This is a genomic window from Mangrovicoccus sp. HB161399, assembly GCF_013184745.1.
In the GTDB taxonomy this organism is placed as follows: domain Bacteria; phylum Pseudomonadota; class Alphaproteobacteria; order Rhodobacterales; family Rhodobacteraceae; genus Mangrovicoccus.
On record NZ_JAATVU010000016.1, the window covers coordinates 86,307 to 96,974 of the forward strand.

General features: G+C 67.1%; 10 protein-coding genes. 5 read left to right on the plus strand and 5 right to left on the minus strand.

Annotated elements, in window-relative coordinates:
* Positions 1–25: 25 nt before the first annotated feature.
* Positions 26–1,285 carry a beta-propeller fold lactonase family protein gene (locus HCC78_RS11560; protein WP_172328928.1) on the minus strand — a complete coding sequence of 420 codons (1,260 nt, stop codon included), beginning with the start codon at positions 1,283–1,285 and terminating at the stop codon, positions 26–28.
* A 186-nt stretch (positions 1,286–1,471) separates the two neighbouring features.
* Between HCC78_RS11560 and HCC78_RS11565 the strand changes: the two genes are divergently transcribed.
* From HCC78_RS11565 to HCC78_RS11580, 4 genes are read left to right on the plus strand one after another with little or no spacing between them, the layout of a single operon-like run.
* Positions 1,472–2,302, plus strand: coding sequence for an ABC transporter permease (locus HCC78_RS11565; RefSeq protein WP_172328929.1), 831 nt, complete (start codon positions 1,472–1,474; stop codon positions 2,300–2,302).
* Between the two features lie 47 nt (positions 2,303–2,349).
* Positions 2,350–3,174 carry an ABC transporter ATP-binding protein gene (locus HCC78_RS11570; protein ID WP_216671122.1) on the plus strand — a complete coding sequence of 275 codons (825 nt, stop codon included), beginning with the start codon at positions 2,350–2,352 and terminating at the stop codon, positions 3,172–3,174.
* Entirely contained in the window at positions 3,161–3,904 is a 744-nt protein-coding gene (locus HCC78_RS11575) for a GntR family transcriptional regulator (protein WP_172328930.1), read from the plus strand. Before HCC78_RS11570 ends, HCC78_RS11575 begins: the two co-directional genes overlap by 14 nt.
* Positions 3,904–5,124: an MFS transporter gene (locus HCC78_RS11580; RefSeq protein WP_172328931.1), complete on the plus strand. Its 1,221-nt coding sequence runs from the start codon at positions 3,904–3,906 to the stop codon at positions 5,122–5,124. Before HCC78_RS11575 ends, HCC78_RS11580 begins: the two co-directional genes overlap by 1 nt.
* Here the strand turns inward: HCC78_RS11580 and HCC78_RS11585 are convergent.
* On the minus strand, positions 5,121–5,801 hold the full coding sequence (locus HCC78_RS11585; protein ID WP_172328932.1) for a GntR family transcriptional regulator: 681 nt from the start codon (positions 5,799–5,801) through the stop codon (positions 5,121–5,123). The two genes, HCC78_RS11580 and HCC78_RS11585, sit on opposite strands and share 4 nt — an antisense overlap.
* 235 nt (positions 5,802–6,036) lie before the next feature.
* Between HCC78_RS11585 and HCC78_RS11590 the strand changes: the two genes are divergently transcribed.
* Positions 6,037–6,414, plus strand: a complete 378-nt coding sequence (locus HCC78_RS11590) for a hypothetical protein (RefSeq protein WP_172328933.1) — start codon at positions 6,037–6,039, stop codon at positions 6,412–6,414.
* Positions 6,415–6,448: 34 nt separating this feature from the next.
* On the opposite strand, the gene HCC78_RS11595 is transcribed toward HCC78_RS11590, so the two are convergent.
* The 3 genes from HCC78_RS11595 to HCC78_RS11605 are packed head-to-tail and all read right to left on the minus strand — an operon-like array spanning position 6,449 to position 10,480.
* A complete protein-coding gene (locus tag HCC78_RS11595) occupies positions 6,449–7,600 on the minus strand; it encodes a beta-propeller fold lactonase family protein (protein WP_172328934.1) in 1,152 nt (383 codons plus the stop codon).
* A complete protein-coding gene (locus tag HCC78_RS11600) occupies positions 7,590–9,686 on the minus strand; it encodes a 3-hydroxyacyl-CoA dehydrogenase NAD-binding domain-containing protein (protein WP_172328935.1) in 2,097 nt (698 codons plus the stop codon). Before HCC78_RS11600 ends, HCC78_RS11595 begins: the two co-directional genes overlap by 11 nt.
* Positions 9,683–10,480: an enoyl-CoA hydratase/isomerase family protein gene (locus HCC78_RS11605; RefSeq protein ID WP_172328936.1), complete on the minus strand. Its 798-nt coding sequence runs from the start codon at positions 10,478–10,480 to the stop codon at positions 9,683–9,685. The genes HCC78_RS11600 and HCC78_RS11605 overlap by 4 nt, the downstream gene beginning before the upstream one ends.
* Positions 10,481–10,668 lie beyond the last annotated feature (188 nt).

Below are 10,668 nucleotides of genomic sequence, written 5' to 3' on the forward strand. Positions count from 1 at the left end.
GCGGCCTTCCCCTCGCCCGGCGGCCTCAGTCCGCGATTCCCATCCACCAGATCATTTCGCGTCCGGTGTCGATGTCATGCCGGCGCCGGAAGGTCAGTGTGCCGTCCGAACCGACGCGGAACACCGCGAGATTTGCAGGGACGGCGCGGCGCTGCCCTTGTTCCTCGAAGATCGTTGGTGCAAGATTTCCCGCAACCAGGCTCTCTCCGTCCGGCGTCAGCGCGAAACAACGCGGATGCAGCCCGTGGCTGTCGGCAGTCTGGACCAGTTCGGGAAGGCCGTCGGACCTCAGCCGGAAGACCGAAATGCTGTTTTCGCCGCCCGGAAAGACCGGAACCGGGTCCGGCACGATCCAGGACGGCCCCGCATGGCCGCCGATATAGCCGTCATTGCGGTTTGCCGTGTAGACGATGCCGCCCTTCGGATGCATGTGCACGGTGCCGCAATCTTGCCGCGGCTGTTGCTGCATGGGGTTTTGCAGGGTCGTCGGACTGGCCAGCGGAACTGGGTCGAACCCGTCGCCGCGAAGGCGGAACACGGCCAGTTCATTCTGCTCTTCCAGCGCGACATAGGCGAGAGACAGCTCGGGATGGAAATCGAGATGACGCGGGTTGAAGCCGCGGGGAGCGAGTTCGAGCCCCGGGGAAACCGTCCCGGCGTTTTCCAAGACATCCCCGTCGAAACGGAAGACGTTGAGCGAACCGGCGCGGTAGTCCGGCGTGCCGAACCCTTTCGCCCCGCGCTCGACCAGCACGGCTGTCCCGCCAGAGGGCAGGACGCGCACCTGGTGCGGCTTGACGCCGAAGCGGAACCCTGCCGCCTGCGGCTTCTCGGCGCCGAGGGTTCCGTCGGGCAGCAAGCGATGGACCATGATGCCGGGGTTCCCGCCGAAAGCCGTCAGCAGATGCGTGCCCGCCGGGTCGGTGCACAGATGGATCGGGCGGGCCGACAGCTCTGCGGGCTCGGCCGCCAAGCTCAGCCCCCCGTCCCGGCCGCGCGCCAGGACGCAGATCTGGAACGGCTTTTCCCGTCCTGCCGCGCTGCGATCGGCACAGGCGGCGTAGAGAATCGGCAGATGCGGATGCGGCCAAGCATATTGTACCCGCTCCGGCAGCGCGATGTCGTCCCTGGGCACCAGCTCGCCGTCGATCGGAGAGATCGCGAAGCTCAGCATCCGGCGTCCGACTGCCACGTAGAGGATGGCCGGGCGTTCCATCTCTTCCCGGAGCGGGGAGGGAGACTCCTGTGCCGCCGGTTCATCCGGTTCCGCGAAATTCCTGTCCATGCCGTCTTCTCCGTTCCTGCGTCGCCGGATCGCGCCCGGAAACTATTGCCAAACATATTGTCAACAATAACGCCAACACTATTGAAGACAACCTGATTCCGGTCTAGCCTGCAAATGCGGGTCGGAGAATCCGCGGTCCGCACCGTCCCGGGAGGATGGGCAGTGCAGACGAACAGGGAGGAAAACATGACGATGCAGCATTCCGCGCGCGCCGGAGGCTTGGCCTCGGCCCGCAATGCCACGGCAGCCTGGCTCTTGCACCATGCCACCATCGGCCGTCCGGCCTTGCTGGGCACCCTTTCCATGGCGACGATCGTGCTCGCCTGGCAGATCTCGGCGACATTCGGCTTCATAGACACGCTGTTCCTACCGCCCCCGACAGAGATCATGCGGGCGCTCGTAGAGGTCGTGACAAGCGACACTTTCCCGCGCGACCTGCGGACGTCGGCGTATGAATTCGGGCTTGGCCTGGGTATCTCGATCATGGTGGGCGGCACGCTGGGCGTCCTTGCGGGCTGGTACCGGCCGTTCGACGAGCTGCTCCGTCCGATCGTCATCGCGGTGAATTCCGTGCCGAACCTTGCGCTGATCCCGATCATCATCCTGCTCTTCGGGATCGGCACAACCTCGAAGATTGTCCTAGTGTTGCTGTCCTGCATCGTCGTCATGGAGATGAACACCCAAGCTGGCGTAGAGAATGTCGACCGCCAGCTCAAGCGCATGGCGCGCAGCTTCGGCGCTACCGACCGCCAGCTGATTCGCACGGTGGTGCTGCCTGGAATGGTCCCCTTCTTCATGACTGGGGTCCGGATCTGCGTGGGCAAGGCGGTGGTCGCCGTCGCGGTAGCCGAGTTGTTCGGATCGGTCGCGGGCCTAGGCAACATCCTGATCAAGGCGCAGAGCGAGATGAACATGGCGGTCATGTATGCCGCGGTCGTGCTGCTGACGGTGATCGGGATTGCCCTGACCCAGACCGCCGTGCTTCTGGAAAGGCTGCTGACGCGATGGAAAGACTGATGGACGGGTACTCTGGAGTTGCACATCTCAATGACGAGGAGTCCGCAATGGGGATGATGGACAAGTTGCCGTCGGAGACGGCGCCGGAAGACGGCCGGGCAGTCAAGCTCGACGTGCGCGGATCGCGCGTGAGCTTCCCTTCGAAAAAGGGCCGCTTCGTCGCGGTCGACGGAATCGACCTGGCTGTGAAAGAGGGCGAATTCGTCGCCATCGTCGGGCCCAGCGGGAGCGGCAAGAGCACCTTCCTCATGGCCCTCGACGGGCTGGTTCCGCTATCTGGAGGCACGATCTCCGTCGAAGGGAAGGAAGTCTACGGGCCGGGGCCGGACCGTGCGGTCGTGTTCCAGGAAGCTTGCCTGCTGCCCTGGCGCACAGTGCTCGACAATGTGGCATACGGCTTGGAACTGCGTGGGCGTCCGAAGGCGGAGCGCCATGAGGTGGCGCGCGACCTGATCCAGCTCAGCGGCCTGGCGGGCTTCGAGCAGTTCTATCCCCGCCAGCTCTCGGGGGGCATGCGTCAGAGGGTGAACATCGCCCGTGCCCTGGCAGCGGACCCTGCGGTACTCATGCTTGACGAACCCTTCTCCGGGCTGGACGCACAGACCCGCGAAACCATGCAGGGCGAGTTGCTGAAGATCTGGGACGAACGCAAGAAGACCGCCATATTCGTCACGCATCAGATCGACGAGGCCGTCTACCTGGCCGATCGCGTGATCGCCTTCTCGAAATGTCCGGCCAGGATCGTCGCCGAGTGGGAGATCCCTTTTCCGAGGCCGCGTCCGCTCTCGATCAAGCACTCCGACGAGCACCGCCGCATCGAGAACGAGATCTGGAAGGTGCTGCAGCGCGAGGGCGCCTTTGCAGCGCACTGATCCGGCAGCGCCGGCCGGGGAAGAAGGGGGAAAAGCCGTCCCCCGGCCGGACTGGGCGGAAATCGCGTCGCTGCTGCGCGATGCCATCCGCGATCACCGCCTGGTGCCCGGCCAGAGGCTGGTGGAGACCGAGATTGCAGCCCGGCTGGGCGCTAGCCGCAGCGCTGTACGCGCGGCTCTGATGGCGCTGAGCGTGGAGGGCATCGTCGAGCGGGTGCCGAACCGCGGCGCGAGGGTGCGGGTTCTCGGCCTCGTCGAGGCGCTGCAGATAGCGGAGATCCGGCTGGCCGTCGAAACGGCCTGCGCCCGCGGCGCTGCCCTGCGCGCGACCGAGGACGAGCTGCGCGAACTCGGCGGCCTTGCCGCCCGGCTCGCGGAGCTGTGCGACGGGTCCGGCACCGAGGAGTTCATCCGCGTTGTCCGCATCATCCGCGAACGCATCGTGGAGATCTCCGGGCAGGAGGTTGCGGCGGAACTGCTGAAGCAGCTGCGCCACCGAATGATCGGACAGCCGTGGCTCCTGACCCGCCGACCGGGGCGCTGCCGCGCAACCCTGGGCTTCTGGCAGGATTTGGTGGCGGCGCTTGCGGCGCATGATCCCGAGGCCGCCGCCCATGCGCTCGAACTCCATGCCGCCGGGGTGATGCATGCGATGAGGCTGCTCTGCGACAGCGGTCAGCCTCTGCTCGCGCGATCTCCGGTCAGCGGCCCCTGCGCGCGGGGCTGGTGATGGGAGCCAAGATGTTTGCCGCGCTGCGCCACCGCAACTACCGGCTCTTCTGGATCGGGACGGTCGTCTCCAACAGCGGCGACTGGATGGACCAGATCGCGCTTAACTGGCTGGTGGTCTCGCTGACCGGCAGTCCATTCCATCTTGCGCTGCTGAACCTGTGCCGTGCCTTGCCGATCCTTGCCTTCACGCTTGTGGGCGGGGCGGTCGCCGATCGCGCCGAGCGGCGGCGGATGCTGATGGCGACACAGGGCTGCGCAATGCTGCTCGCCGTGCTGCTGGCTTGCCTGGCCTTTGCCGGAAGCCCGCCGGTCTGGACGGTGATGCTTCTGGCGGCGGCGCGCGGAACGGTGGTGGCCTTCAACCTGCCGGCCCGGCATTCACTGGTGCCCGAACTCGTGCCTGCCGGGGACTTGCCCAACGCTGTCGCGCTGAATTCCATGACCGTGAACATGACCAAGGTCGCCGGTCCTGCCCTGGCGGGGATAGTCATTGCCATCTTGGGGCTTCCCGCCTGCTTCGCGCTCAATGCGCTGAGCTTCACCGTGGTTCTTGCCACACTGGCGCGGATGCAGCTGCCCGGGACGGGCCTGCGCGCTGTCCGGCAAGAAAGCATGGCCCGATCGATCCGCGAAGGGCTTGCCTTCACCGCGGGCGACAAGCGGCTGCTCCTGCTGCTGGCGGCCGCGCTGGTGCCGACTTTCTTCGGGCAGCCATACATGGCGCTCCTGACACTTTTCGCGCATGACGTCTACCGCATCGGTCCCGACGGTCTGGGCCTTCTCAGCGCCTGCGCCGGGGCAGGATCGGCTGCAGGCGGCGCCCTTCTGGCCGCCCGCCCGGTCTGGGCCTCCTCGCAGCGTGCGATGCTCGCCTTCATGGTGCTGCTCGGACTTTTCCTGCTGCTTTTCGCCGTCGCGCAGGATCTTGCGGCCGCCGTTCCTCTGCTTTTCTGCGCAGGGGCGATGCTCGTCGCCTGCAATGCCTCCGTCATGACGCTTCTCCAGATTTCGGTGCCCGGACACATGCGGGGCCGGGTTCTGTCGGTCATGCTGCTCAACCGGGGGCTTTCGCAAGTGGGAGTGGCAGCTCTGGCGGCCTTGGCGGGTCTCGCCGGTGTGCAGGCCGCGGTTGCCTGCGCGGGGCTGGCCATTGCGATGCTGGGCGGCGCATTCCTTGCCGCCAGTCCCCTGGGCCGCAGGCAGCAGGCGGCGGGCTAGCCGAACTTCCCGTAGCCGCGCTCGAGGATGGAGGGTGCGGTGGCGATCGAGCGCATGGTTTCGCGCACATTGGCGACATGCGCTTCCACCGCGGCCCCGGCCGCAGCGGCATCGCGCCGGGCGAATGCACTGACCAGCGCTTCCCAATAAGGCAGGGTGGCCTGGGGCCGTCCGGGCCGGTAGGTCAGCCGGTAGGTGTGCCCCGCCATCTGGTCGCGCAGCCTGGAAATGATGCCGCGGGCCACCGGCTGGTCTGCGGCATCCAGGTATATCTCGCGGATCTGGTTGGTCGCGGCCGCAAAGCCCTGGATGTCATTGCTGCGTGCCAGCTCCCCGAGCCGTTCCAGCAGCGCCCGCATTTCCGCGATCTGGGCGTCGCTCAGGCGTTCCGTCGCGCGCTGCACGCAGAGCCGTTCGACCACGAGCCGCGCTTCTGCCATGTGCAGCGCCTCGTCCAGCCCGACGACCCTGACCCGGGCGCCTCGGTTCGCGACGCGTTCCACCAGCCCCTCCTTGGCCAGATCCATCAGGGCTGCGCGCACCGTCGCCCTGCTGGTGCCGAGCAGTTCGGAAAGTTCGCCTTCCACGAGCCGCTGGCCGGGGATCAGGCGGCTTGCGCGGATTTCCCCGCGGATTGCTTCAACGACATCGGCCTGCGACATGGTCTTGGTGGTCATATGCACTTCCTGGTCCGGCAATTCTGCGGGCAACTGTGCGCACTATAAACCAAAATATTTCGTCAACAATATTGAAGGCGATCTCCGGGGCCAATGGGGAGGCTTGAGAGGCGGCGGATGCGGCGGATTTTGTCCAGCCGGCCTGCGCTTTTGTGATGCTGACTTTGAGAACCGGTTCCGGCCCGGCATCCTCGTTCCAAGCAAGCCCGCAAGGGTTCCAGACGGGAGCGACACCATGAGCTACGATGCCGATGCGATCAGCCGACTGCAGGCGCAGGAGCGCTACGAAACGCGACTGGCCGACCAGAAGGGAATAGTGAAAGATCTCGAGCGCGACAACGTAATCGTGCATGTGGGCAACCCGATCGGTTCCGTGACCGGTTGGGTGGGCACGATTTTCTGGCAGGTCTGGGTGGACCCGGCAGATGCGGCGGGCACGGTCCACGCCCGGATCGGCGAGGCGGAGCCCGAGACGTGGCAGATGGAAGCAGGCGGCGGGATTCCGGCTCTGCTCGACATGGCCAAGGACAGGGTGCTGGAGCAGGCCCATGCGGCGCGCGAGGCAAGGCTTGCCGCCGCAAGGAAAGACCTCGCGGCGCTGTCCGCAACCTGAAGGACGTTCCGGCGCAGCCCATCCCGGCTGCGCCTCACGCCGCCACGATGCAGCCAGGCGCGGGCAGCGAGATGCTCGACGCGCGGCGCAAAGGCATTCCGTTCGGGCCGAGCTCGAAGACGGCCAGTTCCCTGCTCTGCACGGCGGCCACGCAAAGGCTGTTCCCCACCACCAACAATCCGCGCGGATTGCGTACGCCAAGTGGAAACAGGCCGCGGGGAGCGAGCGTGCCGTCATCGGCCACCGCGTGGACGGCCAAGGCTTCCGGCCCGCGGATCAGCGTATAGAGCACGCGTCCTTCCTGCGCAAAGGCGATGTCGGAGCACATCGGCCGCGCATCATGTCCGGCAAGGCCGGACAGGTCCTGTTCGAACGCCAAGTCCGCCAGGCCGTCCGGGTCGAGCGCATAGGCCTGCAGAAGCGGCGCGGTTTCGAAATCCACCATGAAGAGCGGCAGCCGGGGATGGAATGCCGCGTAGCGCGGGGAACTGCCGGGCGGGGCGGCAATCTCCTGCCGCTGCGCGATCCGGCCGTCCTCGATCGCGAGGATGCGGATCCGGTCGGCGCCCTTGTCGCAGACGACGTAGAAGTCACGTCCGGGGGCCCGTTTCACGCAATGCAGCTGTGGGTGGCTCTGCGCGGGCAGGGCTCCGCTGCCCTCGAAGGAACAGATGTCCCGCGGCGGGCCTATGCTGCCATCCGCCTCCAGCGGGAAAGTGACGATGGCGGCTTCGTCGTGGACCAGCTTGATCCGCCAGCCATCCGGCCCCCGCGCCGTCCGCGTCACAGGCGTGTGCCCGGTGTGATGGGCAACGGCCAGATGCCGGCCGGTGCTGTCCAGGGACGCATAGCAGGGCAGGGCTCCGTAGGAGGGCACGCGGCAGATCTCGTCCAGCGCGCCGGTGCCGGGATCGATCCGGAAGGCAGCGACCATGCCCCCGCCGCCCAGATGCCGACCTGGCAGGGTCAGCGCCTCGTGCAGGGCATAGAGCACGCCCCGGACCGGATCATGGCAGAGAAAGCCGATGCTGAGTTCCGGGGCGACCGTGCCGAGATAGCGGAGCGCTCCGCCCGGACCGCCCCGCTCCAGGACCGAGATGCCGTAGGCCGGCTCGGGATCCGGCGTCCAGGAGGACGGACCCTTGCGGCGGTTGCCGACAAAGAGGAAGCGCGGATCACCCGGCATGGGCAGGGTCCGGCAGGCGGGTTGGCTGCCAGAGCGAGCCATCGCCCCGGGCCAGCCGCTCCAGCAGCGGCGGCACATGCCAGCTGGCTGGATCGGCTTCGGACAGTGCGGCGAGTTCGCCGGCGACCGCCGCAAGCCCCCATTCCTCGGCCAGCTTCATCGGACCGCCTCGCCAGCGGGGAAACCCGTAGCCATGGACTTCCACCAGATCTATATCCGCTGCACGGGCGGCGATGCCCTCGCCCAGGATGTCGAAGCTTTCCATCATCATGGCCAGCATCATCCGGCGCTGGACCTCTTCCGGCGGAAAGCTCCGGCGGAGAAGGCCGACCGCCTGCGAGGATTGAACGACCAGCTCGGCCACCGCCGCCGAGGGCACGGCACGGCCATCTTCGTAGTCGTACCAGCCGGCGCCGGTCTTCCGGCCGAGCCGGCCGGCCTTCTCGACCATGAGATCGGCAATCGGAACATGCCGGGTGCCCGCCTCGTGTCCCTTCCTGCGGCGGTTCGCATGGGCAATGTCGAGACCTGACAGATCCTGGGCCGCGTATACCCCCATGGCCATGCCGAAGCCGGTAAGGGCGGCATCGATTTCCCAGGGCAGGGCACCTTCGATGAGCATGATGTCGGCCGTCTGGCGGTAACGCTTCAGGATGCGGTTGCCGATGAACCCGTCGCATATCCCGGCTTCCACCGCGACTTTGCCCAGTCTCCTTGCCAGGGCGAAGCCCGCCGCGAGGGTCCGGGGCGAGGTCTCTGCCGTGCGGACGATTTCCAGCAGCCTCATGACATGGGCCGGCGCAAAGAAATGCAGGCCGAGGAACCGCTCCGGCGCGCGGATGTCGGCCGCGATCGTATCCGGGTCCAGATAGGATGTGTTGGTTGCCAGGATCGTGCTGTCCGGAAGCTCCGCGCTCAGCCGGGCGAAAAGCGCCCGCTTGACGGCCAGGTCCTCGAAGACCGCTTCGATTGCCAGGTCGACCGGAGGAAGCGCCGCATCCTCGCCATGAAGGAAGCTGAACAGCTCTTCCAGCCGTCGTGCGGCTTCCGCAGATTCCAGCTTGCCCCGGCGGACGGCGTCGTCGAACAGCTTCGCCACATTGTCGCGCGCGCGCGCTGCGGCTTCGGCATTATGCTCAAGAAGGGTGATCCCGATCCCGGCATTGGAGAGCGCATAGGCAATGGCAGCCCCCATGGTCCCGCCGCCTGCGACTAGCGCGGAATCGATCTGCCTTGCGGGCAGACCGCGCAGCGCAGGCGGCATCCCGGCGGCACGCTCGGCGAAGAACATGTGGCGCAGGGCGCGTGCCTGAGGACCGGCGCGCAGGCGCAGGAAGGTCTCGCGTTCGCGCGCAAGGCCCTCCTGAAGTGGCCATTCCGCCGATCCCGCCATCAATTCGATTGCCTCCACGGGAGCGGTCTGCCCTTTCTGCCGCTTGGCCGCCGCCGCCCTCGCCGCTTCGATGGCCGCGACGTCGGGTTCCGCGGCGGGCAGGGCATCCACGGGCGGGCGCCCGTCGAGGCCGATTTCCAGAGCCGCAGCCAGCGGATCTTCGGCAAGCTGGTCCACAAGGCCCAGCTCTGCGGCCTCATCTCCCTTTACCAGCCTCCCGGAAGCAACCAGAGGCACCGCGCGGGCAAGCCCGATCAGCCGCGGCAGCCGCTGCGTGCCTCCCGAACCCGGAACAACGCCCAGGGTGACCTCGGGCAGTCCCAGAAGGGCATCCGGCGCGGCGATCCGCACGCGGCAGGCCAGCGCAATCTCGAAGCCGCCGCCGAGCGCCGCGCCGTTGATTGCGGCAAGGGCCGGAAGTGCCGTGATCCGCTCCAGAACGTCGGGCAGATGCGGTTCCAGCGCGGGGCCGTCGAATTCCTTCGCATCCGCTCCGGCCACGAAAGCCCGGCCCGCGCCGGTGAGGACCACGCGCTCCGCGCGTCCGGCCCCGATCTCTGCTGCCGCGAAATCGAGCGCCTCGACGAGGCCGGCCCGGACAGCCTGGCCAATGACGTTGACCGGCGGATTGTCGATCGTGACAAGCACGGCTCTGCCGCGCAGCTCGTGGCGGACGGGCTTCGCGGCGGTCATTTCGATTTCTCCAGGAATGCTTCGATCGCGGCCCTGTGCTCGGCCGAGGTGTAGCAGATCGCCTGGCTGCGGCCGCCGAGCGAGAAAATCTCTTCCAGACCGGTCTCGAAGCTGCCGTTCAGGATGGTCTTGCCAAGTGCCATCGCGGTCTGCGCGCTGTCGTGAAAGCTGGCCGCCCAGTCCAGCGCCTCGGACACGCAGCTTTCCCGCGGGGCGATCCGGTCGGCGAGCCCGATCTGCTGTGCTTCCGCAGCCGCCACCCGGCGCCCGGAATAGATCAGGTCCTTGGCTCGCGACAGCCCGACTCGGCGCGGCAGCAGGTAGAGCGAACCGCCGTCGGGGATAAGGCCGCGCAGGAGATAGCTGATGGCGAAGAAGGCGGTGTCGGCCGCCAGCACGAAATCGCAGGCCAGGGCCAGATCCGCGCCCAGTCCCACGGCGGGACCGTTGACCGCGGCGATGACCGGCTTCGGGAAATCCCGGATCGCCGAAATCGCCTCATGCGTCCGGATCTGGCGGCGCCAGCCGTTGAACCCTACCTCGCCCGGAGGTGCATCGAGCCGCGCGCGCATCGCCGCGATGTCACCGCCCGCGCAGAAGCACTTGCCCGCTCCAGTCACGACCACCGCGCGCACCGCCGGATCGGCTTCGAGATCCGCCATCACGCCGAGCAGGCGCTCGCGCAAGGCGTCGTCAATCGCGTTCCGGGTTGCAGGGCGGTTCAGAGTCACCAAGGCAGTGGCGCCGTGCATCTGGAAGATGACCTCGGGATCAGGGCTGGTTTCGCGTGTCATGGCCGCCTCCGCTGAAGGTTTCGTCGGGTGTCGGCCCTGTCTAGGCGCAAGCTTCCGCATGGCGTCAGACGAAAGGCGTGATGCAGGGCCCGGCTTTTGTGATCGCGTTCCGCGTTGCCGGTGAACCAGTTGGACATCACAGAATTCGCACGATAGCCTGCGTGCCGGCGCAATCGAAGCGGGGAAGC

Coding starts and splice junctions, on each gene's coding strand:
- HCC78_RS11580 (WP_172328931.1), top strand. CDS start 3,904: ATGGGAGCCAAGATGTTTGCCGCGCTGCGCCACCGCAACTACCGGCTC.
- HCC78_RS11585 (WP_172328932.1), bottom strand. CDS start 5,801: ATGACCACCAAGACCATGTCGCAGGCCGATGTCGTTGAAGCAATCCGC.
- HCC78_RS11600 (WP_172328935.1), bottom strand. CDS start 9,686: ATGACCGCCGCGAAGCCCGTCCGCCACGAGCTGCGCGGCAGAGCCGTG.
- HCC78_RS11590 (WP_172328933.1), top strand. CDS start 6,037: ATGAGCTACGATGCCGATGCGATCAGCCGACTGCAGGCGCAGGAGCGC.
- HCC78_RS11560 (WP_172328928.1), bottom strand. CDS start 1,285: ATGGACAGGAATTTCGCGGAACCGGATGAACCGGCGGCACAGGAGTCT.
- HCC78_RS11595 (WP_172328934.1), bottom strand. CDS start 7,600: ATGCCGGGTGATCCGCGCTTCCTCTTTGTCGGCAACCGCCGCAAGGGT.
- HCC78_RS11605 (WP_172328936.1), bottom strand. CDS start 10,480: ATGACACGCGAAACCAGCCCTGATCCCGAGGTCATCTTCCAGATGCAC.
- HCC78_RS11565 (WP_172328929.1), top strand. CDS start 1,472: ATGACGATGCAGCATTCCGCGCGCGCCGGAGGCTTGGCCTCGGCCCGC.
- HCC78_RS11570 (WP_216671122.1), top strand. CDS start 2,350: ATGGGGATGATGGACAAGTTGCCGTCGGAGACGGCGCCGGAAGACGGC.